This window comes from Nocardia sp. NBC_00511, from assembly GCF_045161165.1.
In the GTDB taxonomy this organism is placed as follows: Bacteria; Actinomycetota; Actinomycetes; order Mycobacteriales; family Mycobacteriaceae; genus Nocardia.
Genome location: NZ_CP107849.1, coordinates 1,099,687 through 1,123,324, shown reverse-complemented (window position 1 = coordinate 1,123,324; position 23,638 = coordinate 1,099,687). Strand labels below are relative to the sequence as shown.

Annotated in this window: 19 protein-coding genes; 10 read left to right on the top strand and 9 right to left on the bottom strand. The window is 67.8% G+C overall.

The features are described from left to right. Window positions 1-163 precede the first annotated feature (163 nt). Window positions 164-1,744, bottom strand: coding sequence for an adenylate/guanylate cyclase domain-containing protein (locus OG300_RS05400; protein ID WP_405492747.1), 1,581 nt, complete (start codon window positions 1,742-1,744; stop codon window positions 164-166). Between the two features lie 378 nt (window positions 1,745-2,122). Next, on the bottom strand, window positions 2,123-2,818 hold the full coding sequence (gene hemQ, locus OG300_RS05395; protein WP_405492745.1) for a hydrogen peroxide-dependent heme synthase: 696 nt from the start codon (window positions 2,816-2,818) through the stop codon (window positions 2,123-2,125). Between the two features lie 418 nt (window positions 2,819-3,236). Here hemQ and OG300_RS05390 point away from each other — a divergent pair, with 418 nt between their 5' ends. From OG300_RS05390 to OG300_RS05375, 4 genes are all read left to right on the top strand, one after another. Beyond that, complete coding sequence (locus tag OG300_RS05390) at window positions 3,237-3,506, top strand: hypothetical protein (protein ID WP_405492743.1); 270 nt, start codon at window positions 3,237-3,239, stop codon at window positions 3,504-3,506. A gap of 12 nt (window positions 3,507-3,518) precedes the next feature. After that, on the top strand, window positions 3,519-5,816 hold the full coding sequence (locus OG300_RS05385; RefSeq protein WP_405492741.1) for a sensor histidine kinase: 2,298 nt from the start codon (window positions 3,519-3,521) through the stop codon (window positions 5,814-5,816). After that, window positions 5,789-6,448: a response regulator gene (locus OG300_RS05380; protein ID WP_405492739.1), complete on the top strand. Its 660-nt coding sequence runs from the start codon at window positions 5,789-5,791 to the stop codon at window positions 6,446-6,448. Before OG300_RS05385 ends, OG300_RS05380 begins: the two co-directional genes overlap by 28 nt. Window positions 6,449-6,647: 199 nt before the next feature. Continuing rightward, the gene (locus OG300_RS05375) at window positions 6,648-7,598 is read left to right on the top strand and encodes a serine/threonine dehydratase (RefSeq protein WP_405492737.1); all 951 of its coding nucleotides are present in this window, start codon (window positions 6,648-6,650) and stop codon (window positions 7,596-7,598) included. Window positions 7,599-7,647: 49 nt separating this feature from the next. Here OG300_RS05375 and OG300_RS05370 read toward each other — a convergent pair whose 3' ends face one another. The 3 genes from OG300_RS05370 to hemE all read right to left on the bottom strand — a co-directional run bounded on the left by OG300_RS05370 (window position 7,648) and on the right by hemE (window position 11,350). Next, complete coding sequence (locus tag OG300_RS05370) at window positions 7,648-8,994, bottom strand: protoporphyrinogen oxidase (protein WP_405492735.1); 1,347 nt, start codon at window positions 8,992-8,994, stop codon at window positions 7,648-7,650. Window positions 8,995-9,241: 247 nt separating this feature from the next. Continuing rightward, window positions 9,242-10,225: a hypothetical protein gene (locus tag OG300_RS05365; protein ID WP_405492733.1), complete on the bottom strand. Its 984-nt coding sequence runs from the start codon at window positions 10,223-10,225 to the stop codon at window positions 9,242-9,244. 48 nt (window positions 10,226-10,273) lie between these two features. Beyond that, a complete protein-coding gene (gene hemE / locus OG300_RS05360) occupies window positions 10,274-11,350 on the bottom strand; it encodes a uroporphyrinogen decarboxylase (protein WP_405492731.1) in 1,077 nt (358 codons plus the stop codon). Between the two features lie 64 nt (window positions 11,351-11,414). Here hemE and OG300_RS05355 point away from each other — a divergent pair, with 64 nt between their 5' ends. Beyond that, window positions 11,415-12,041 carry a DUF3000 domain-containing protein gene (locus tag OG300_RS05355; RefSeq protein ID WP_405492729.1) on the top strand — a complete coding sequence of 209 codons (627 nt, stop codon included), beginning with the start codon at window positions 11,415-11,417 and terminating at the stop codon, window positions 12,039-12,041. Window positions 12,042-12,222: 181 nt separating this feature from the next. Beyond that, window positions 12,223-13,470 carry an HRDC domain-containing protein gene (locus tag OG300_RS05350; protein ID WP_405492727.1) on the top strand — a complete coding sequence of 416 codons (1,248 nt, stop codon included), beginning with the start codon at window positions 12,223-12,225 and terminating at the stop codon, window positions 13,468-13,470. A gap of 186 nt (window positions 13,471-13,656) precedes the next feature. On the opposite strand, the gene OG300_RS05345 is transcribed toward OG300_RS05350, so the two are convergent. Further along, window positions 13,657-14,460, bottom strand: coding sequence for an enoyl-CoA hydratase (locus OG300_RS05345; RefSeq protein ID WP_405492725.1), 804 nt, complete (start codon window positions 14,458-14,460; stop codon window positions 13,657-13,659). A gap of 178 nt (window positions 14,461-14,638) precedes the next feature. Between OG300_RS05345 and OG300_RS05340 the strand changes: the two genes are divergently transcribed. After that, a complete protein-coding gene (locus OG300_RS05340) occupies window positions 14,639-15,895 on the top strand; it encodes an FAD-dependent oxidoreductase (protein WP_405492723.1) in 1,257 nt (418 codons plus the stop codon). Window positions 15,896-15,956: 61 nt separating this feature from the next. Here OG300_RS05340 and dxs read toward each other — a convergent pair whose 3' ends face one another. Continuing rightward, complete coding sequence (gene dxs / locus OG300_RS05335) at window positions 15,957-17,900, bottom strand: 1-deoxy-D-xylulose-5-phosphate synthase (RefSeq protein WP_405492721.1); 1,944 nt, start codon at window positions 17,898-17,900, stop codon at window positions 15,957-15,959. 145 nt (window positions 17,901-18,045) lie between these two features. Between dxs and glsA the strand changes: the two genes are divergently transcribed. Beyond that, window positions 18,046-19,881 carry a glutaminase A gene (gene glsA, locus OG300_RS05330; protein ID WP_405492719.1) on the top strand — a complete coding sequence of 612 codons (1,836 nt, stop codon included), beginning with the start codon at window positions 18,046-18,048 and terminating at the stop codon, window positions 19,879-19,881. 165 nt (window positions 19,882-20,046) lie between these two features. Here glsA and OG300_RS05325 read toward each other — a convergent pair whose 3' ends face one another. Both OG300_RS05325 and OG300_RS05320 read right to left on the bottom strand, forming a co-directional pair. Further along, window positions 20,047-21,540, bottom strand: coding sequence for a UbiD family decarboxylase (locus tag OG300_RS05325; protein ID WP_405492717.1), 1,494 nt, complete (start codon window positions 21,538-21,540; stop codon window positions 20,047-20,049). Between the two features lie 26 nt (window positions 21,541-21,566). Continuing rightward, the gene (locus OG300_RS05320; RefSeq protein WP_405492715.1) at window positions 21,567-22,133 is read right to left on the bottom strand and encodes a UbiX family flavin prenyltransferase; all 567 of its coding nucleotides are present in this window, start codon (window positions 22,131-22,133) and stop codon (window positions 21,567-21,569) included. A gap of 64 nt (window positions 22,134-22,197) precedes the next feature. Between OG300_RS05320 and OG300_RS05315 the strand changes: the two genes are divergently transcribed. Then, on the top strand, window positions 22,198-23,103 hold the full coding sequence (locus tag OG300_RS05315; RefSeq protein WP_405492713.1) for a LysR family transcriptional regulator: 906 nt from the start codon (window positions 22,198-22,200) through the stop codon (window positions 23,101-23,103). Window positions 23,104-23,217: 114 nt separating this feature from the next. Continuing rightward, window positions 23,218-23,634: a DUF1707 domain-containing protein gene (locus OG300_RS05310; RefSeq protein ID WP_405492711.1), complete on the top strand. Its 417-nt coding sequence runs from the start codon at window positions 23,218-23,220 to the stop codon at window positions 23,632-23,634. The last annotated feature ends 4 nt before the right edge of the window (window positions 23,635-23,638 follow it).

Here is a 23,638-nt window from a genome sequence, read left to right as displayed (position 1 = left end):
CACCTCCAGCACTCCGGGGAAATGCGGATCGCCTGCAACCATCGCGAAACTACCCTATTGAAAAGCAGGTGCCGGTCGAAATTTACCGAACAGCAATCAAACGGCTGCCGGTAAATAGGCGGGCCAGCTCACGGTGCCGAAAAGCCGAACCCGGTCACGAAACTCAGTGGGCCGTGGGTGCGATGCGTGGCCGTGCCAGGACGGTGGGCTCGATCCGTCCACGCAACGTCACCGATTCACCGAGTCGCCAGTGCGCGGCCTCCGCCGCTTCTGCGGCGGTGACGATCGCGGCGGAGGCCAGTAGGCGGCTGGTGTCATGTTTGGCCAGTTCACACAGGCGTGCGGCCTCGTTGACCGCGTCACCGATCACCGTGAACTCGTAGCGGCGCCGGGCGCCGATATTGCCGGCCACCACCCGTCCGGCGGCGACGCCGATACCCGTGGCGACATCCGGCGCGGCCGCGCTCAACCGCTGCTGGATCGCACGAGCGCAGCTCAGTGCCGCGCTTTCGGCGCACGGCAGCGAAACAGGCGCACCGAAGACAGCAAGGGCCGCATCACCTTCGAATTTGTTGAGCAGTCCGCCATGCCGTTCGACTTCATCGACGACGAGGTCGAAAAAGCGATTCAGGATTTCGACGATCTCGGATGCGGGGCGAGTCGCGGTCATGGTGGTCGACCCGATGATGTCGATGAACAGTGCGGCCGCCGAGCATTCCTCACCGCCGAGCTCGGAATCCTGGGTAATGGCCGCCTCGGCGACATCGTGTCCGACGTGCCTGCCGAACAGTTCCTGTATTCGATCCCGCTCGCGAACCTGCCGCACCATCCGATTGAATCCGTTCTGGAGCTCGCCCAGTTCGGTGCCGTCGTAGACGGTGACCCGTGCTTCGAGGTCGCCGTCCTCGACCTGCCGCAGTGCTCGGCGTACGCCCCGGATCGGCGCCAGCGCGGCCGACAGCGCCTGAGTCATCAGCAGCATGCCGAAGGCGAGCGTCGCGGCGCCGAGGGCGAGCACACAGGCGGCGAGCCGGGCGGTGCTCACCGTCGGATCGAGCAGCGCCAGCACCGCCACGGTCATCGACAGCGTCACCGGCGCGCCGGTGCCCAGTATCCAGGCCAGGACCGAGCGTCCGAAGACGCCGATTCCCTGATGCCGCCGGGACACCGCCGCGCCCAGCACCCGGGCGGTCACCGGTCGCAGCGCGAACTCGGCGGCCAGAAAGGTGTTGGCGCACACGACGATCGCGCTGAAACCGATGCCGAGCACCACCTTCGCGATCAGTCCCCGGTCGATGTGCCCGTACAGGGGCGTCATCACGACCAGGCAACCGAGCCACAGCACCGCCTCCACGATCACCAGGTGCATCGGCACCGTTGTCGTCGCGGCCTGTTCGAGCTCGTCGGGAACCCGATCGGGATCGATCGCCCACCGCAGTGTTCGCAGGCACCAGGTGGTGCCCCAGCAGATCCCGATCACGACCGCGAGGACCGCGTAGAGCGGAAAGACCAAGAAATTCACGGCCAGCAACTCATCAGTGAATAACGGCGGCCCAGGCAGTACGAACCCGACCAGAGCAACGACCATTGCGATGCCGAAACAGTTCGTGACCACGACGGAGCCGGTCAGCAACAGTTGAATTCGGATGCGCCGGACGCCGGACTGCTCTGCCGTCGTTCCCAGCAGTCGCGAGCCCCACGGTGTCGGATCCAGTGCCGCGGGGGCGACGTCGAGATCGACCATGGAGTGCAGCGTACGCCTGGCTACTTTCGGGGCAGTACTCGAGTGACGCGAGGCAGGCTTCGGCGTGCCGCCCTGCGACACGCCGAACACCGCTCGAACTTCGTGAACGTTCCGACGAACGGATTCGGCCACGGCGTCGACTCCACCTCACTGCGGCTGCACCCCTCGGGCAACGCAGCAGGCTGAGTCGCAGAAACTCTATGGGGCATATGCGAATTCGCGCATGCCCCAAATTCCTCGGGCAACGGTTCCGCGAGTCGCACGCCATCCATGCATGTCGACTGTGGCGCACGGGTATCCGGTCTGATCCAGGGCAGATACGAACGAGCCCGGCCACATTCGGTGGCCGGGCTCGTCCCGATTCGAAGTCTCGCTACCTCACGGCAGGGAGGCGATCAGCTTGTCGATCGCCACCCGCGGGCCGGTGAAGAACGGAATCTCCTCGCGCACATGGCGACGCGCCTCGGTGGCGCGCAGATCGCGCATCAGGTCGACGATGCGGTGCAGTTCCGGGGCCTCGAAGGCGAGGATCCACTCGTAGTCGCCGAGCGCGAACGAGGACACCGTGTTGGCCCGTACGTCCGGGTAGTCGCGGGCGGCCTTGCCGTGATCGACGAGCATCTTGCGACGGTCCTCGTCGGGCAGCAGGTACCAGTCGTAGGAGCGCACGAACGGGTAGACGCAGATGTAGTTGCCCGGCTCCTCACCGGCCAGGAAGGCCGGGATGTGGGACTTGTTGAACTCGGCCGGGCGATGCAGGGCGGCGTTGCTCCACACCGGGTTCGACAGCGAACCCAGCTCGGTGGTGCGACGGAAGTCGGCGTAAGCGGCCTGCAGTTCCTCGATCTGCTCGGCGTGCCACCAGATCATGTAGTCGGCGTCGGCGCGCAACCCGGCGACGTCGTATACACCGCGCACCACCACGCCACGCTCCTCGAGCGAATCGAAGAACGCCTGCGCCTCCTTGATCGCGGCCTTGCGATCGTCGCCCAGCACTCCGGGCTCCACCTGGAACACCGAGAACATCAGGTAGCGGAGGGTGTCGTTGAGAGCCTTGTAGTCGAGTCGCGCCATGACCCCCATCGTGCCACTGGGGCGAATCAGGCACGCAGCCGCGTCCGCGGGAGCGGGTGCCGAGTGCTCGTCAAGTCCGGTCAACACCCGATACCGATGGATACCCGTCCCAGCGCACCCTGAGAACGACAAATGGTTCACCGACCCGGACGACCTCGTCCGCTCTGGATCGAAACCTGTTCCGGGAAGTCCTGATTCGAGGAGGCAACAATGGCGGCGGGATTCAAATGCTGGTGCTTCAAGGCGGTCTACGCGTGTTCGGTGTGCAAGGGGGTACGCGGAAAAACCTGCAATCAGTGCAAGGGGACCGGATATCACTGCGCTGACCACGGCGGTTCTTGGCAATCCAAGACCCACGCGTGGTAACGCCGGATACCTTTACTGCCAAACTCATTCGACTGTAGAGCGAAGCGAATCGATGATAGCCACATTCTTCATTGCCCTGTTCGTCTATCTGATGGTCGGCACCTTCGTGGCGAACAACAACTTCGAGAAGAAGCACGGACTGCGCAAACGCATGTTCCACGGCAACACCGACCCGATCGGCTTGGGCTTCTCCATCATGCCGCGCGCCTTCGTCTGGCCGCTGCTCCTGCTGGTTCCCGCGCTGGCCAATCCCCAACTATGCGGGCACGCAAGGCATATCGAAGGCCGCGAACGCGGCCTGCGGTACGTCGAAGATGTCTGACGCGCCGACAAGGTGAGCGAGACGACAACCTCGGCCGCCAGGGCCGGGAACGACCTCGTGGTCGCGGGCAACGCGACCACGAGCGGCGTGCTGGCCGAGGCGGCATCGCTCGCCCTACTGATGCGGCACATTCCATATCTGTGGATAGCCGTCGTCTATCTGCTGCAACCGAACCGGTCGAGACTCGGGACGCTTCTCGATCTCCTGCTGGCCGGGTGGGCGCTGGGCCGACTGGCTACCCGACGCGGCGGAATCCGTTGGACCGCAGCAGATCTGCTGGTCGCCCTCGGCTATTTGGCGGCCACCGCGGCGATCCTGCCGGTGCAACCGGGACTCGACCCCAACGCTCCGATACCGCCGCAAATCGTGGCGGCACAGACGGTCATCTCGATCGCCATCGAGTGGCCTCCACACCTCTCGATTCCTGCGACTGCGCTGATCATGGCAGCCGACGCGTACGGCTACGCCCAGCTCATGGGCCCGGCGCAGGCGCGAAGTGTATTCGGAATCTATTTTTTGGCAATCCAGTGTGGGATGGCACTGCTGGTGCGAGCCCTGGTCGTCGGCTCGGCTCGGCTCATCGATGCGGCAGAGGCTGCGGGAAATCGGGTCCGGGTAGCAGCCGAGGTCGATGACGCCCGTCGCGGCTACCAGCGCGAGCAGTGGCGGATTCTGCACGACACGGCCGCATCCACGCTGCTCATGATCGCGCAGGGGGCGCCTTTGACCGCGCACCGGCTGGCCCGCCAGGCCCGCCGCGACCTTGCGGCCCTGGCGGCCGTGCCGGAGGTGGACGATGATCCGGTCGACCTGGCGGCAATGCTCCGCCCCATATGCGCTGAAGCGACGACTCCGGTTCAGCTGAATGAGCCCATGGCACAGTGGGTTCCGGCGACTATCGCACGAGCCGTAGCCGGTGCGGTGCGGGAGGCGCTGACAAATGTGGATCGGCACGCGCGGGCCGGATCAGTATCGATCGCGCTGGCACCGGATCGGCTGCGCGTCCGAGACGATGGCGCGGGGTTCCCGGTGGACTTGCTGCCGGGCGACCGGCACGGTATCCGGAATTCGATCATCGATCGCATGCGGCAGATCGGTGGCGACGCGGTGATCACCAGTCGGCCGGGCGAGACCACCGTTGAGATATCCTGGCAGGTCACCGATGTCGAGCCCAGCGCGGGATCCGGGCCTGCCTTGGCACGAACCGATCGGATGGTCCGCCGATTCGCGTACGGAATGGCGGCTGTCGCGGTGATCCTGACGCTCACCGCATTCGGCCGGTACTGGTTCACCCCGTCCGATAACCCGATTCAGCTGGCGCTGATGGCAGCGAACATCGGGTGCGCGGTCGCCGCATGTACACCGGTCCGGAGATCGACCACGTCCCGCAGGCTACTGCTCGCTGTCGCGCTGTCGATCGCCCCGGTTCTCGCGTCGATCTTGCCCTCGAACGAGGCTTTCGGTGGCGCGAATTGGGCGCTCGCCGACACCGGTTGGACGGTCGCCGTCATCATGTATCGCAGCACGCTGCGCTGCTCCATCCCGGTGCTCACCCTGTCCTGGCTGCTGTCGGGCGTGGTCATCCTCGCTCGCGACCACACCCTGAGCATCCTCGTCTCGATCGGCTACTTGTTACCGGGATCCCTTGTTCTGCAAGCCCTTTCATTGGCATTCACCGCTTTCCTCGATCGAGCGGCCCGGACTGCGACGGCACTCGACGACGAAGCACGCAGACTCACCGCGGCACGCGCCGTCGCCACGGCACTGCAGCGCGATTATCAGAATCGCTACCACGACATCTCCGCTGATCTGGTACCGCTGCTGAGTGGATTCGCGTGCCTCACACTCGATCCGGGAGACCCGGACGTGCGCCGGGTGGCTGGACTGGAATACAGCCGTCTGCGCCTGCTGTTCGCGCAATCGGACACCTACGAGCATCAGTTGCTCCAGGACCTGCGCCCGAGCATCGATCATGCGGAACAGCGCGGCGTCTCGGTCACTCTGGAGGTCAGTGGCGCATTGCCCACGCTGACGGATTCGGACTGCTGTCGGTTGCTGACGGCGCCGGCCCTGCTGCTGTCCGACGCCGCAACCCGAGCGCGAGTCGTGATCTTGGCCGAACCGGATTGCGTAATGCTCAGCGTGCGCTGTGACTACGATCCGACCGGCCTGCAACGAATCGGGAAATGTTCCGGCATACCGTCGTTCCAACTCACCACCACCGAGGAGGACGCATGGTTGCAGGTGCGCCATTTCATCGGCTCACCTGCGAAGGGAATGCCATGCCGGACGAATTCACCGTCCGTGTAGCGGTCATCGATGACCACGACATCATTCACGACGGTATCCGGGGCTGGTGTGCCCTCTCCGATCCTCCGGTCCAACTGGTCTCCGCTTACACGAGTCCCGATGAATTTCTGGCAGCCACAGCCGAGGACACCATCGACGCCGTAGTCCTCGATCTGCAGTTCCCGGACCGGGTGGTCGACCTGCGCGCTCTCACCGACGTCTGTGAGCGCGGATTCCGAGTTGTCGTCTATAGCCACTACACCGATACCCACCTGGTACTGGAATGCCTGGATCGCGGGGCGGTCACCTATCTCTCGAAAACCGAAGGGCGGCAGCACCTGCTGCCCGCGCTGCGAGCGGCCGCGGCCGAGCTCCCCTACCTGACCCCGACAATGGCGAAGGCGATGACCGCGGACCAGGCCGACACCCGACCCCACCTGAGCAACCGCGAACGAGAGATCCTGATCAACTGGTTCCAGACCGAATCGAAGACGCTGGTCGCCAAGAGCCTGTACATATCGGTGAAGACCATCGACACCCACCTCGATCGGATCCGAACCAAATACGCCGCGGTGGGCAGGCCGGCCAAGACCAAGGCCGCTCTGGTGGTGCGAGCCATTCAGGACGGCATCGTCAGCACCGATGACCTGTGAAGCCGACTCTCGGGAGGGCGGCGAAATCGGCACCGCCCTTGCGCACCGCAGTGGTGTGCAAGACTTGCGGGTAGGTAGCGATGGCACGAAATCTCCGTTCGGCCGCGCCACTCGACAGGGTTCCGGCGCGGTATGTCCCATCGGCCGTACAGCTCGCCCCGCGGTCGGTGACCATCCCGAGGAAAGCGAAGGAAGCGCAGTGCATCCGAGTTATGCCGACGTGACCGCGGCAGCCGACCGCATCTCCGGACAGATCCGACCGGTCGTGATGGCGCGAGCCGATGCCGACACCGTGCCGGTCGACGGGCAGGTGTGGCTCGCACTCGAACACATGCAGCACACCGGCAGTTTCAAGGCGCGCGGGGCCGCGAATTTCACACTCGCACACCGGGAACAGGGGCAACTGCCGAAGGTGGGTGTCACCATCGCCTCCGGCGGCAACGCCGGAGTGGCGTGCGCGTGGGCGACGCGGCTGGTGGACTCCGCCGCCACCGTGTTCCTGCCGGACTCCGCACCCGTGGTGAAAGTGAACCGGTTGAAAGCGTTGGGAGCACAGGTGCTTTCGGGCGGGGCGAGCTATGCCGACGCGGCCGCCGACTGCCAGCGCTACGCCGACGTCACCGGCGCGCTGCGTTCGCATGCCTACGACGACCCCTACATCGCGGCCGGCGCTGGCACGCTGCTCGATGAAATCGCCGACCAGTTGCCGAATCTCGACACGGTCGTCGTCTCCGTCGGCGGCGGTGGACTGCTGACCGGAATCACCGTGGCCGCCAACCATCACGGCGTGCGCGTGGTCGCGGTCGAACCCGAGAACTGTCGGGCGTTCAATGCCGCACTGGAAGCAGGGCACCCGGTGGACGTCGAAATCGACTCCGTCGCAGCCGACTCCCTCGGGGCCCGCCGCGCCACCGCCATGGCCCTGTCGGCGGCCGCCGAAGGCGAAGTGCGCTCCGTCCTCGTCAGCGACGCCGACATCATCGCCGCCCGGCAATCCCTGTGGGACACACGCCGTCTCGCGGTCGAACACGCCGCCGCCACCGCCCTGGCCGCACTCCACTCAGGCGCCTACGTGCCCGCCCACGACGAGCGCACCGCCGTCATCGTCTGCGGCGCCAACACCGACCCCAGCGACCTCGTCGGAAACTGACCCGCCCTGAACCCGCTGCCGCCGAACGATTTCGGCGGCAGCGGCTCGGTCAGGACAGGTCGGTGGTGATTCGGGCTGCGGCGGCGGTGCCGGAGGCCGCGCAGGCCGGGACGCCGACGCCGTTCAGATAGGACCCGGCCAGGGCGAGACCCCGGAGATCCGCTGTGGCGGAACGCAGGTCGGCGATGCGGGTGAGATGGCCCGGGGCGTACTGGGGAAGGCCGCCGCGCCAGCGTTGGACCACGGCGTGCAACGGGCGAATGTCGAGGCCGGTGACTGTGGTGAGGTCTTCGGCGGCGGCTCGGATCAGGTCGGCGTCGGACCAGTACAGCAGGGTGTCGTCGCCGAAGCGGCCGAAAGAGGCGCGGACCAGGGCGACGTCGCGGGCGGCCAGGTGCGGCCACTTGCGGCTGGAGAGGGTGAACGCCTTGGCGCGCAATGATTCATCGGTGGCGACCAGGATTCCGGAGTTCTCCGGGAGGGCGGTGTCCGGTGCGAGTGCCAGCGCGACCACCGCGGAGGAGGCCAGCTCGATTCCGGCCGCCAGGTCGGCAGCCTCCGGAGCGATCCCACGCAGCAGCCGGGCGGTCACCGGGGCCGGGGTCGCCAGCACCACGCCATCCACCGCACCGATCGGATCGAGATGCCAGCCCGTCGCGGTGCGGGTGAGACCGGTTACCGCCGTGCCGGTTTCGACCTTGACGTCGGCGGCGGCACGCAGCGCGTCCAACAGCGCCCGATAGCCGTCGCGGATACCGCCGAACACCGGAGCGGTACTGGGCGCGGGCAACGCCTGCGCCACCGCCCGCGTCAAACTCGTCGCGCCCCGATCCAGCGCGGCCGCCAGCGTCGGCAACGCCGCCCGCACCCCGATCGAATCCGCCAGTCCCGCATACACTCCGCCGAGCAGCGGGTCGACGCTACGCCGCACCACCTGCTCCCCGAACCGCTCCCGCACCAGTTCCCCCACCGACACATCCGAGCCCGGCTCCCACCGCAACGGCCGCTCCGGCTCCGCGGCCACAGCGGCCATCGTCGCCGCGTCCACCAGCCCCGCAACCGATTCCGCCCCGCCCGGAATCCCCATCAGCGTGCCCGCCGGCAGCGGATGCCCCACCCCCTCCGACCACACCAGCGGCCGCCGCCCCGCCGGGTAGACCAGCTGATCCTCGATCCCCAACTCCCGCATCAACTCCGGAATCTCCGGCCGCCGCCCCACGAACGCCTCGGCCCCCAAATCAACCGGTTCACCCGCGATATCGACCGTCCGCAAAATCCCGCCGACCCGATCCCGCTGTTCGATCAGCACCAGTTCAGCGTTCTCCCCCAACGCCCTCCGCAACCGATACGCGGCAACCAGCCCACTGATCCCGCCCCCGACCACCGCGATCCGCATCGACCACTCCTCGTCACCTAGCGCCAGCCGCGCCCCACACCGATGGCAAGCCCGCGACCGCGACGGCACCGGTCCGCCGCCGCTTCTCCCGCAAACCTACTCCCGCCGCTCCCCCCGACCCGCGCCCGCCCGCCGACCCCCGCACCCATCACCCCACGTCAAAGCACATCGACCGAAGCCGTCCGCAGGTGCGTGTTCGACACCACACCCCCGGACCAACAGCACAACAGCGACAGCCGGATCAGGCTCAGGGCCCGGCGGTGAGCTCGGCTCGAAGGTCGGCGGCGGCGCGCAGGACTCGCGACCATTCCTCGTCGGTGGGATCGACCGGCTCATGCTCGGTGAAGTGGGGGTTGAGTTGGACTTCGGAGTCGGAGTACAGCTCGGTCACCCGGTCGAGCATGGACTCGACCCGGTTGCGGCCCAACCTTTTTCGCAGCCACTCCAGCACAGTGTCGAGGGTCTCGATCGGGTCGGGGGTCTCGATGCGGACGGCACCGCCGCAGCGGGCCAGCTGCTCCTGGTAGCGGTCCTCCCAGAACTCGATGCGCCAGCCGGGCCACAGCTCGTGCAGCGCCGAGAGCAGGCCGGGCTCGGTGAAACCGATCCAGACGCCGATGGTCCGGGTCACGGTGTCCACGTGCAGACCACCGGTCGGCGTCCTGAACAGCTCCAGGTCCGCGACATCGCCCGCGGGCAGCAGATCCAGCAGGGTGGGGCCGTGCCACGCGGTGTGATCGGTTTCGCCCAGCGGGTACACGCGCAGCCCGGCGACGGACTCGACGGTGAGGAGATGCTCCACGTACTCGAAGTCGTCGAGCACTGCGGTGTCGACAAGTCGGCTGCCTGCCAGAAAGCGGACGTGAGCGCGATCGACACCTACCGCCGCGGCGAGATCGCCGATGCCGTCGTAGGCCCACCGCAGCCGCCAGCCCGGCCAGGTACGGGCGAGCAGCGCGGCGAAAACCTGCTTCCTCTCGACCTTCCAGAGCAGCTGATCGCCGTAGTAGATGAGCTGCCGGTCGACCAGATCCAGGACCGCGCCACCCTCGGCCCAGGCGTCGTCGAGCCATTCGTGGACCGGGTCGCACAGCCGTTGCGCATCGATGAAACGCCCGGCTGCCTCGGGACCGGCGACCAGCACCGAGGCGATGGTGTCGGCGGCCCAGTGCGAGTAGTGCAGCCGCCAGCCATCGCGGTCGATCAGGACGAAATTGGCTCTGGCACCCATGCGGGGACGGTAGCGCGCCCGAACCCCTATCCCCGCATGGTTTTTCGGTCAGAGCGGGCTGGGGAGGCTGTGGATGAGGGCGACCGTGTCGGTGATGACGGTGGGGTCGGTGTTGGGGAGGACGCCGTGGCCGAGGTTGAAGATGTGGCCCTTGGCGCCGAGGGTGAGGGCCTTGTCGGCCTCGTGCGCGATGCGGCGGACCTCGGATTCGACGGCGGCGGGGCCGGCGAACAGGACGGCGGGATCGAGGTTGCCCTGCAAGGCTTTTCCGGGGCCGACGCGACGGGCGGCCTCGTCGAGGGGGATGCGCCAGTCGACGCCCACGACGTCCGCGCCCACTTCGCCCATGGCGTGCAGCAGTTCTCCGGTGCCGACACCGAAGTGGATGCGCGGGATGCCCGCGTCGGCGATCTCGGTGAAGACCCGTTCCGAGTGCGGCATAACGTATTCGCGGTACTGGGCCAGCGACAGGGCGCCCGCCCAGGAGTCGAACAGCTGCACGGCGTCGACGCCCGCGGCGATCTGGGCGCGCAGGAATTCGATGGTGATGTCGGTGAGCACGCCCAGCAGCTGATGCCAGGTCTCCGGGTCGGCGAGCATCATCGCCTTGGTGCGCTCGTGGTTCTTGCTGGGCCCGCCCTCGACGAGGTAGGACGCCAAAGTGAACGGGGCACCGGCGAATCCGATCAGCGGGACCTGATCGAGCGCGTCCAGCAGCAGCTTCACTCCGGACGTGACCGCACCCACCTCCTCGGCGCGCAGCCGCGGCAGTGCGCGCACGTCGGCGACGGTGCGCACCGGGTTCGCCACCACCGGGCCGACTCCCGGCACGATGTCCAGGTCGATGCCCGCGGCCTTGAGCGGAACGACGATGTCGGAGAACAGGATTGCCGCGTCCACGTCGTGGCGGCGGACCGGCTGCATGGTGATCTCACACACCAGCTCCGGATCGAAACAGGATTCCAGCATGCCGACCCCGACACGGAGTTCACGGTATTCCGGAAGGGACCGACCGGCCTGTCGCATGAACCACACCGGACGCCGATGCGGCACGCCGCCGTTGGCGGCGACGAGGAAGGGGGCATCGGTCAAGTGGCGTCGACTGTGAGTGCTCATCACGGTCATCGTAAAGGGGACCCGGCGGCGCGCCTCGCACTACTCGGCCCCCCGTGGGTCTACCGTGCCATTCGTGACACCGCTCGACTTCCGCGACGGCGCCGCCCCGACCCCGGAGCCCGAAGAACCCGCCAGGTTCCGCGCCGCGGTCGAGGCCATGGGAACCGCATCAGTGCATCCTCGAATCGAGCTCGCACCGATCCGGCCGCCACAGCGCCTGGCCCCCTATTCCTACGCACTCGGCGCGGAAGTCACCCGACCCGACACCAATGTGGTGCCCGTCGACGCCGACGGTGACGCGTTCGGCCGGTTGATCCTGCTGCACGATCCGGCCGGGCAGGAAGCCTGGCACGGCGTCTTCCGGCTGGTCGCCTACGTCCAGGCCGACATCGACTCCGCGCTCGCCGCCGACCCGCTGCTGCCCGAGGTGGCGTGGAGCTGGCTGGTCGACGCCCTCGATTCGCGGACGCCGTTCACCGCGCTCGGCGGCACGGTCACCGCCACCAGTTCGGTCCGCTACGGCGACATCGCCGGACCGCCGCGCGCACACCAGCTCGAGGTGCGGGCGTCCTGGACGGTCGGTGACACCGAACTGCGGCCACACGTCGAGGCCTTCTGCGAGGTGCTCGCCTACGCGGCCGGACTGCCGCCCGCCGGGGTAACCCGGCTGGACGTCAGCCGCGACGACCATCCCGGATAGCCACCATCGCGAAAATCCGCACTGTAGCGCGGAAATAGCCCTTTGCCTGCGAGAACGTCTGTACTACAACGAAATCGACAGGTGACCCGTACGATTCCCAATGGCCCGACGCAGTGTCAAGGCCGGCCGTTTCACCGACGTGACGCGGCTCGCCACTGCCCTACCCGTAAAGTTCAAGACCATGTCCGTACCAGATGAACCCGAAGCCACTGCCGCGGTACCGCTGCTCGCGCCAGTGGACGGTGTGCCGCCGGTATTGGACACCGCCGCCGAGATCGCCGCCGCCGCCGCCCGCCTCGCCGCCGGTAGCGGTCCGCTCGCCGTCGACGCCGAACGCGCCTCCGGCTTCCGCTACTCCAATCGCGCCTACCTGATCCAATTGCGGCGCGCCGGAGCCGGCAGCTTCCTCATCGACCCGATCCCCGTGGACGGCGACCTGCAACCGCTCGCCGACGCCATCAACGGCCTGGAATGGGTGCTGCACTCCGCCGATCAGGACCTACCCGGACTGGCCGAACTCGGGCTGTACCCCGCGCGGCTCTTCGACACCGAACTCGGCGGTCGCCTGGCCGGATACGAGCGGGTCGGGCTGGCCGCCATGGTGGAACGCCTACTCGGGCGGGAACTCAAGAAGGGCCACGGCGCGGCCGACTGGTCCACCCGCCCGCTGCCCGACGACTGGCTCAACTACGCCGCCCTCGATGTGGAGCTGCTCCTGGAGCTGCGTGACGGCGTCGCCCTCGAACTCGACGAGCAGGGCAAATCCGATTGGGCGGCACAGGAATTCGAACACGTCCGCAACGCCGAACCCTCCGCTCCCAAGGCGGACCGCTGGCGGCGCACCTCCGGCATCCACACCCTGCGCCGCACCCGCCAGCTCGGGATCGTGCGCGAACTGTGGACCACCCGCGATCGGCTGGCCCGGCTGCGTGATGTCGCGCCCGCCCGCATCCTGCCGGACTCCGCGATCGTCGCGGCCGCCACCAACGAGCCCAAGACCATCGCCGGACTGCGCGCCCTGCCGATCTTCGGCGGCCCGCGTCAGCGCCGCTACTCCCGCGAGTGGCTGGGCGCGGTCGAACGCGCCCGCGCCCTGCCCGACAACGAGCTGCCGCCGCTCACCCAGCCCTTCGACGGACCGCCCCCGGTCAACCGCTGGGAACGCCGCGACCCGGCCGCCGCGGCGCGTTTGCAGGCGGCTCGCTCGGCCATGACGGATCTCTCCGGCGAGGTGTCGATCCCGGTCGAGAATCTGCTCACCCCCGACCTGTTGCGGCGGATGTGCTGGGACGGTCTACCCAAGACCGTCACCGATGGTGAAGCGCCCGGACTCATCGACGACTATCTGACCGCGGGCGGCGCTCGGCCCTGGCAACGCGGACTGGTCGTGCCTCGTCTGGCCGCCGCGCTGTACCCCGTCGCGGACTGACCAGGGTTTCGGTGCCCCCGTAGTTCGGGGGTCACCCCTTTTTTGCATCACATGTATTTCACTCTGACTGGGAGCAGGATTCCGCTCGACCAGCACCCAGATAGCGGACCCGGCAGCTCTGACCTGCTCGGATCCGGCAGCCGGCATTGACGAAACGGCTGCCGCGCTTCGGCTTTCGTACCCGACTCAGTCCAGGAACTCGGGAGGGCGGCGGTCGCGGCGAGCGCGGATGGCCTCGTCGAAGTTGTCGGTGGTGAGGCGGACGTAGAGCTGGGCCAGACCCTCGCTCTGCATGTGGGATTCGAAACTGCCCGCCTCCAAACCACTCCAGAGCAGGCGTTTGGTGAGTTCGCCGCCGACCCGGCTCCAGCGGATGATCTGGTCGGCGGTGTCGTAGGCGGATTCGAGCAGCTTGTCGCCGGGGACCACACGGGAGACGATGCCGATGCGTTCGGCCTCGGTGGCGTCGACATCACGACCGGTGAGCATGATCTCGAAGGCGCGAGTCGAGCCGATGGCCCGCGGCAGGGTGTAGCTGATGCCGAGTTCGGCGGAGGTCAGGCCGTTGTTGATGCCCGCGGCACGGAAGTAGGCGTCCTCGGCGGCGATTCGAATATCGGTGCCCATGGCCAGACAGAACCCGCCGCCGATGGCCGCGCCGTTGATGGCGCTGATCACCGGCTGATGCATGCGCCGGATGGTCAGCATCACGTTGTCGAGCAGTGCCATCGAGCGCCGCGCGATGCTGGTGCGGCTCAACCCTTCCACCCCGGGCACCTTGCCCGCGTGGGTCAGATCCGCGCCCGAGCAGAATCCGTGTCCCGCGCCGGTGAGCACCACCGCGCGCACATCGTTGTCGGCGGCCACCGCCTCGAGGGTCTCCCGCAGCGGCACCATCACGTCGAACGCCATGGCGTTCATCCGATCCGGGCGGTTGAGGGTGACCAGCGCGATGTGTGGACGGGGCTTGTCCACGAGCACGAACGACATGCGAACTCCTGACCGGAAAACTGAAACCTGTTTCAGAATCTACGCCAGGAGTTCGCTCGCGCACACCACAATCACCTCGGGACCGCGACCGGCGGCGGGAACATTCTTCCAATCTTCCAGGCGGGTGGCGGGTCGATAGTGGGTGTTGCCCCACTCATCGACTGCGACAGGACACCTCGTGCGGATTCTCATTTCCGGTGCCGGTATCGCCGGACCCGTGCTGGCGTATTGGCTCACCCGACAGGGCTTTTCGGTGACGGTGGTCGAGCGTGAGCCCGCGCCACGCAAGACCGGCGGGCACGCGGTCGACCTGTTCCGACCTGCGATGGACATCTCGGAGAAGATGGGCGTGCTGCCGCGGATCGAGGCGCACGCCACCGGCACCAGCCGCCTCACCCTGTGCCCGGAAGGCACCCTGCGACCCGCCCGGGCCGACCTGGCGAGAATCTTCGGGGCCACCTCCGACCGGCACGCCGAGATCATGCGCGACGACCTCAGCGAGATCTACTACGACGTCACCCGTGCCGATGTCGAGTATCTGTTCGGCGATTCGATCACCGAGCTCTCCCCCGACGGCGCGGTGCGCTTCGCCCATGCCGCACCGCGCGAGTTCGACCTGGTGGTCGGCGCGGACGGACTGCATTCCACGGTGCGCCGCTTGATCTTCGGCGACGAATCCCGCCACACCGCCTACATCGGCGCGTACCTCGGGGTGCTGACCCTGCCGGATACCGCCGTCGACGACGGCGAACTGCGCATTCACGTCGGCGTCGGCCGCACCGCCGGAATCTACAACGCGCGCGCGGGTGCGGCGCGGGCACTGTTGCTGTTCCGCAGTGCGCGCGAACTCGACTGCCATCACCACGACACCGCACGGCAGAAAGAGTTGCTGCGCACCGCGTTCGACGGGATGGACACCGAGGTGGACGGCTGGCTCCAGGCGCTCGATCGCACTCCGGCGTTCTACTTCGACTCCATCACCCAGGTCCGCATGGACACCTGGTCGCGCGGGCGGGTGACGCTGGTCGGCGACGCGGGCTACTCCCCTGGCCCGGCCGTCGGCGGCAGCACCACGCTGTCCGTGGTCGGCGCGTACGTGCTGGCCGGGGAGCTGGCGCGGGCGGGCGGTGACCCCGAGCGCGCCTTCCCCGCCTACGAGCGGGCGATGGCCGCGCACGTGCTCGTCAGTCGCGCGATGGCGTTGCGGGCGGCCAAAACCCTGATCCCCACCTCGCGCCTCGCCGTGTCCGGCCTGGTCCAGGCCACCCGGCTGCTCTCGGTCCTGCCCGCAGGACCCAGCCGCGCCTTCCTGCGCCTGACCACCAAGAGCGCACGCGTCTACAACGCCATGACCGTCGCCGATTACGCGGTGCCACCGGCACTCTCCCGTCCGTCCGACGCCCGGGCTTCGACGGGCGTGGACACGGAAAGCTGAACAGCCCTGAACCAACAGTGCCCCCGATCTCTACCGATCGCGGGGCACTGAAGTGTTCGGGCTATTCCGCCGAGAGCAGGGATTCCGCCATGGCCGAATGGGTTCGGTCGTTCGCACCCAGCCATACGTGTACGCGGCTGGCGACCTCGCCGGGGGTGAGGCCCAGTTCCTGATGGATCTTGCCGCGCGCGGCGTGGTCCAGGAACTGTTGCGGGACACCGAGATCGCGAGTGGGAACATCCACCCCGGCGTCGCGCAGGCGGGCGGAGACGGTGGACCCGATGCCGCCGTGCAGGCCGCTGTCCTCCAGCGTCACCACCAGGCGGTGGTTTCCGGCCAGCTTGGCGATGGTGTCGGAGACCGGCAGCACCCAGCGCGGGTCGATCACCGTCACCGAAACACCCTCGGCCGTCAGCAGATCCGCGACCTTGAGCGCCAGTTCGGCGAACGCGCCGACCGCGATCAGCAGGACGTCGGCGTGCACCGAGTACGAGGTGGCGTCCGGAATGTCCGGCAGGCGAAGCACATCCACGCCCTCGAAGCGCTCGACCGCCGGAATCTCCTGCACGGCAGCGCCCTTGGGGAAGCGGATGGCCGTCGGGCCGTCGCTGATGTGCAGGGCCTCGGCCAATTCCTCACGCAGCGTGGCCGCGTCGCGCGGAGCGGCGACCCGGATGCCGGGCACGATGCCCAGCACCGAGAAGTCCCACATGCCGTTGTGCGACGCGCCGTCGTCGCCGGTGATGCCCGCCCGGTCCAGCACCAGGGTGACCGGCAGTTTCAGCAGCGCCACATCCATCAGCAGCTGATCGAAGGCCCGATTCAGGAAGGTCGAGTAGATCGCGACCACCGGGTGCATGCCGCCCAGCGCCAGTCCGGCCGCCGAGGTCATGGCGTGCTGCTCGGCGATGCCGACGTCGAACATGCGCTCCGGGAAGCGGTTCGCGAACGCGGACAGCCCCGTCGGACCCGCCATGGCGGCGGTGATCGCGACGATGTCGTCACGCTGCTCGGCCTGCGCGATCAGCTCGTTGGAGAACACCGACGTCCAGCTCTGCGCGGACGAACCGCCCAGCGGCTCACCGGTTTCCGGATCGATCTGATTGATGGCGTGCATCTGATCGGCCACATGGTCTTCGGCGGGCTTGTAGCCGCGCCCCTTCTGGGTGACCGCGTGCACGATGACCGGACCGCCGAAATCCTTGGCGCGCCGCAGCGCCGCCTCCAGCGCGACCTGATCGTGCCCGTCGACCGGGCCCACATACTTCATCCCGAGATCGCTGAACAGCTCCTGCGGAGCCACCGCGTCCTTTATCCCGGTCTTGATGGCATGCAGCATCGAATACGCCGAATCACCCACGCGCGGAATGCTCTGCACGATCCGCTTGGTGGCGTCGAGGGCGTGCTCGTAGGCGGGCTGGGTGCGCAGACCGGCGAGCCGCTCGGCGAGACCGCCGATGGTCGGCGCGTAGGAGCGGCCATTGTCGTTGACCACCACGATGACCGAGCGATCCTGCCCGGCGGCGATATTGTTCAACGCCTCCCAGCACATGCCGCCGGTGAGCGCGCCGTCGCCGACGACCGCGATCACGTGCCGCTTCTGCCGGGTCAGCGCGAACGCCTTGGCCATGCCGTCGGCGTACGACAGCGCGGCCGAGGCGTGCGAGGACTCCACCCAGTCATGAGCGCTCTCCGCCCGGCACGGGTAGCCCGAGAGGCCACCCTCCTTGCGTAGCGTCTCGAACCCGCCCTTACGGCCGGTGAGGATCTTGTGCACGTACGACTGGTGGCCCGTATCGAAGAGGATCGGGTCGGCGGGCGAGTCGAAGACCCGATGCAGAGCGATGGTCAGTTCCACCACCCCGAGATTCGGTCCCAGGTGCCCGCCGGTGACGGCGACCTTCCGCACCAGGAACTCGCGAATCTCCTCCGCCAGCTCGTGCAGCTCCGGTACCGACAGCCCGCGCAGATCCTCGGGCATGTCGACCCGGGAAAGCACTCCCACGGCTATTGCTCCCTCCGGCTGTCTCCTGTGTTTGCAACAGTCTACGGAGACCTTTCCGGCCCCCGATGCCAGGAACGAAACGCCACCTGCGACATCCGTTACGGATGTGAGGCTGCACACACATTACCCCGGTTAGAGTGGCCCGGTGGTCCCCTCCGGCGGCGTCGTGGCCCGCATCATCGACGAAGTGTACGAGCTGTGCCGGGCCGACACGTCGGGAACGCTGGCCGACTACATTCCCGAACTCGCGGCGGTGCAACCCGATTCGTTCGGCATCTGCCTGGCTACCGCCGATGGGCGGGTGTACGGCAGCGGCGATCTGGACACCGCGTTCACCATTCAGTCGATCTCGAAACCGTTCACATACGCGCTGGCCCTGGCCGATCGGGGGCTGGCGGAGGTGGCGCGGCGCATCGATGTGGAGCCGTCCGGGGAGCCGTTCTTCGAAATCAGTCTGGACCCCAAGACACAGCGGCCCCGCAACCCGATGATCAACGCGGGTGCGATCGCGGCCGCGTCACTCGTCAAGGGGCGTGACGCCGCCGACCGATTCGACCGAATTCGACAGAGCTACAGTCGATTCGCCGGACGTGATCTTCGACTCAACGAGGCCGTGTACGCCTCCGAGGCGCGCACCGGATACCGCAATCGGGCCATCGGGTACCTGCTGCGCGGCGCGGGCATCATCGACATCGATCCGGACGAAGCGGTCGACCGGTACTTCCGGCAGTGCTCGATCGACGTCACCTGCCGCGACCTCGCCGTCATGGCCGCCACCCTGGCGAACAACGGCGTCAACCCGCTGACCCGCGAACGCGCGCTGAGCCGTCCGCTGGTCGAGCAGGTGCTGTCGGTGATGACCACCTGCGGCATGTACGACGCGGCGGGCGACTGGGTGACCACCGTGGGCCTGCCCGCGAAAAGCGGTGTGGGCGGCGGGATTCTGGCGGTGCTACCCGGGCAGATCGGCATCGCCGTCTACTCCCCTCGCCTGGACGCGCACGGATCCAGCGCCCGCGGGGTGAAGGGCTGCCGGGAACTCTCGCACCGCCTCGGACTGCACTTCCTGCACGTCACCCGGGCGGCGCACACCGCGATCCGCACCTCCTACTCGGTGACCGAAGCACCCTCGCGGCTGCGACGCGATCCGGAGGAACTGGCGGTGCTGCGCGAATTCGGCGAACACGCTCGCATCTTCGAATTGCACGGTGACCTGCTGTTCGCGGGAGCCGAGACCACCGTGCGCGCGGTCGAGGACACGCCCGGTGAGCTCGAGGCCCTGGTCCTGGATCTGCGCGAGGTCGGCGACGTGAGCCCGATCGCCATCCGCATGCTCGACGACCTGCAAAGGGAACTGGCGGCCACCGGTGCCCGGGTCGCGCTGGTCGACCCCGAAGCCAAACTAGGCCATCTGACCTCCAGCCTCGACCCCGCCGACCCGCGCGGCCGGGTCTTCGCCGACCGCGACTCCGCCACCGAATGGTGCGAGCAACTGATCCTCGAACGCCATCAACCCGCCGGCTACGACGCGCCCGTCGCGCTCACCATCGACCGGCATCCGGCGCTGGCCGATATGCCCGAGGACGAACGCGACAGGCTCGCAAAGGAATTCGAGACCCGGACCGTCGCTCGCGGCGAATGCATCGTGGTGCGCGACAGCCCGCGCTGCGGATTGTTCCTGGTCCTCGACGGCCGGGTCCGCCTCACCTTCACCGACGCCTCCGGGCGACGTCACCGGCTGGTGACGCTCACCCCCGGCATGTCCTTCGGTGAGACCTCCATGCTGGCGGGCGTCCCGTACGCCAACGACGTGTACGCCGAAACCACTGTGCGCCTGGCGGTTCTACCGGTGAACAGGTTCGACCAGCTCACCAGCGACGCACCGCTGATCAAGCTCGCGCTGCTGGAACGGCTGGCGGCAGCCGCGTACACCCAGGCGGACGCCGCCATCCGCGCGGTCGCCGCACACGGCAATATCTGATCGCGCACTGCGATATTCGATTCGGACGGGCGGGCATCGCCGAAGACCCCTCGTCATCGGCAACGCCCGACGCTGTCCCACCCCGGCCGCCGAACTCGCCGAATCGTTTCCGCAGGAGAGTGATTCGGTTGAGTCCGGTGGGCAGATCCTGCGTGGCCCGCAGTGTCAGCGGTAGCCGTACTTCTCCCAGTTGGCCAGCACCCGCTCCTGGATCTCCACCGGCCAGCCGTTCTCGAAACTGCCCTTGACCGGTGCGCGCCCGGCGGGGAACAGGTCGGCGAGCAGGCAGTTGTAGATCACCTTGCCCGCCAGGAAGGAGTGCGCCTCCTCCGGCGAGAGGTAGACCGCGAGCTGGTCGGATACTGCTGCGGGATAGTGGAATTCGCCGCGATTCACATCCGGATGCGAGCGGGTGGCGAAGGCCCACACCACCTCGTCGAGGCTGGTGATGTCGACGTCGTCCTCGACCACCAGGATCTTGGGCGCGTTGACCGAGGTCTTGCCGGTGAAGATCACCTTGGCGATCAGATCGATCAGCTCGTGCGAACCCAGCCCGGTGGTCTCGTGCCAGTCCTGGCGCACGGCCAGGGTCAGCCAGTGCACGGCGGCCTCGAAGTTGTACCAGGCCGAGGAGATCGGCAGGCCCGCCTCGCGCAGCAGGTACAGGATCTCGGCGGCACTGGTGGTGCCGATGATGGTGTGGTCCTCCTCCACCGGCGGGCCCGCGGCCACGGTCGGCTGGATCGCGCCGTCGCGGTAGGTGATCGCGGAGACGTGGAAGACCGCCTTGGGGCTGGCCTCGGTGGCGTTGTAGCCGGGGAACTCGTTGAACGGACCCTCCGACACGGTCTCGTCCACGGCGATATGGCCCTCGATCACCATCTCGGCGGTGGCGGGCACCAGCAGATCGATGGTCTCGGCGGGCACCAACTCCAGACCCTCACCGAAAAGCGCTCCCAGGTAATGACTTTCGTCCTCACCCTCCGGAATCGGCATGCCGCCCACCCAGGGCAGGCCCGGCTCGACGCCGATGGCCAGCGCGATCGGCATCGGCTCACCGAGCTCGGTCCACTTGGCGCGGATGACACCCAGGTGCTGCGGTGCGGGGATCAGGCAGGCCAGAGTGTTCTTGTCGGAGATCATCATTCGGTTGATCGACCAGTTGGTCCAGGAACCGTCCGGGGTCTTGACGATGTTCATGCCGTAGGTCTGGATGTAGCGGCCGCCGTCGTTGCCGTGCAGCTTCGGGGTCGGGAACGCGAACAGGTCGATGTCCTCGCCCAGCATGACGTTCTGCTTGCAGGGCGCGTCGGCACGCTCGACCACCACGGGTGGAATGCCCGGCTTGGTGCGCGCGGCGGCGAGCATCTCGACGATCTGCTGACCGGTCGCGTCGGCGGGCAGCCCCAGCGCCAGCGCGATGCGCGCCAGCCGATGTGTCGGCGCCGACAGCGCGCCGGGCGCACCCAGCACCTGGAAGCCGGTGTCCTGGTAGCCGGTGATATTCGTGAACAGTGGTGCGGGCGCGCGCAAGTCGTAGGAGCGGCGGATGATCGCGCCGATCTCCAGGTTCCAGTCGACCTCGGTGTCGATGCGCTGGATCTCGCCGATCTCGGTGAGCGCGTCGATGAATTCGCGCAGGCTCTTCAGGTGGGCCACGGTGTGGTCACGTCCTTCGTCTCGGATTACTCGCCCCAGCGGGGCAGGTCGGGGACGTCGACACCCAGCAGGTCGAGGGCGCGACCGGCGGTGTGATCGACGATCTCGGCCACCGACTCCGGGTTCAGATAGAACGCGGGCACCGGCGGCATCACCACGCCGCCCATCTCGGTGACCGCGGTCATGGCGCGCAGATGTGCCAGGGTGAGCGGGGTTTCGCGCACCATGAGCACCAGGCGGCGACGCTCCTTGAGGGTGACGTCGGCGGCGCGGGTGAGCAGATTGTCGTTGTTGGCGTAGGCGACCGCGGACAGCGTGCGAATCGAGCAGGGGGCCACGATCATGCCCGCGGTCCGGAACGAACCCGACGCGATGGCCGCACCGATATCGGCGGGACGGTAGACCACATCGGCCATGGCGGCCAGATCGTTTGCGCTCAAATCGGTTTCGTAGGCTCGCGTCTGCTGTCCGGCCGGGGTCACCACCAGGTGCGTCTCCACTCCGGCCTTGCGCGCCAACTCCAGCACCCGCACCCCGTAGGCGATACCCGTCGCCCCACTGATCCCCACCACCAAACGCCGCACTCCACTCACCGCATCAGCTTCGGCGATTCCCACAGTGGCGATCAAAGGGCAAAAGGGCGAGGATCGATAAGAAATGCTGATAGATGAGAACTCGCCACGCGAAACCCGGGTCGATCCCGCCGAATTGGAAGCCTTCCTGGTGTTGGCCGAGGAACTGCACTTCGGGCGCACCGCCGAACGACTCGGACTGTCACAGCCCCGGGTCAGTCAGCTCATCCGCAGCCTGGAGCGGCGCATCGGCCGCAGGCTCGTGGACCGCACCAGCCGCCGGGTGACGCTCAACCCACTCGGCGAGCATCTGCTCGAGCGGGTGCGTCCCGCCTTCGCCGATCTGCGCCGCGCCTTCACCGACACCCGCACCGCCGCACGGGGTTTGCGCGTCGGCTTCCTCGGGCCCTACAGCAGCACCCTGGATGCGCCGCTGGCGCGGTTCCGGGTTCGGCATCCCGAATGCGAGGTCTCGCTGATCCAGTTGCAGTGGACCGATATCTTCGGTCCGCTGCGGCGCGGGGCGGTCGACGTGCAGGTGTGCCTGGCCCCGGTCGAGCAGCCGGATGTGGTGGTGGGTCCGCAATTGGCGGTGTTCGGGCGGCTGCTGGCCATCGCCCGCGCGCACCCGTGGTCGAGTCGCGACAGCATCGATCTGGAGGAGCTGGCCGACCTGCGAGTCATCGGATCGCACGCGGATGTCGCGCCGGAATTCGCACGCACCTTCTGGCCGCCGGACCTCACGCCCGGTGGACGCCGGATCACCAAGATCACCGCCGCGCGCACCGAACCCGAGATGCTCTCCGCGGTCGCGCACAACAACGCGGTGTTCGCGACCACCACGGCCATGCCCACGTATTTCACCCACCCCGATGTGGTGTTCGTCCCACTCACCGGCCTGCCCGACGCCCGCGTCATGCTGGCCTGGCGGATCGACACCGACCATCCGAAGGTCGCCGAACTCGCCGCCCTGGCCGGTGGACAACCCTGAGGCGGTATACGCCCACCGGCGTAGCTGTGATTACGTCGACCGGCGCAGGCGTGTCGCTGCGAAGCGGCCTACGCTGGCGGACAACGAGATTCCTTCCCAACCGAGGCGAGTGCCATGACCGGATTCGATCCCGCGGTCTTCGGACCGCCCAGCGTGCGCGTCGGCACGTCCGAACGCGAACAGGCCGCCGCGGCCCTCGGCGAACACTTCGCCGCCGGACGCCTCGACGTCACCGAATACGACGACCGGGTGGGCCGCGCCTACACCGCGAAAACCGTCGCGGAACTGACGCCGCTGTTCGCCGACCTGCCCCGCCCGCAACCAGCGGCCGGGCGACTCACCTCGCCGGGCTCCCGCTCCTGGCCGCCGATGGCCGTCCTGATCATGGGCGCGGTGCTGCTGTTCGCGATCGTGTCCGCGGTGACCACGCACTTCTTCCCGTTCTTCCTGTTCCCGCTGATCATCATCGGGATCTTCCGGGCCCGGCGCGGCGGCGGCTACCGGCGCTCTCCCCGGTACCACCGGATGTGAGAGC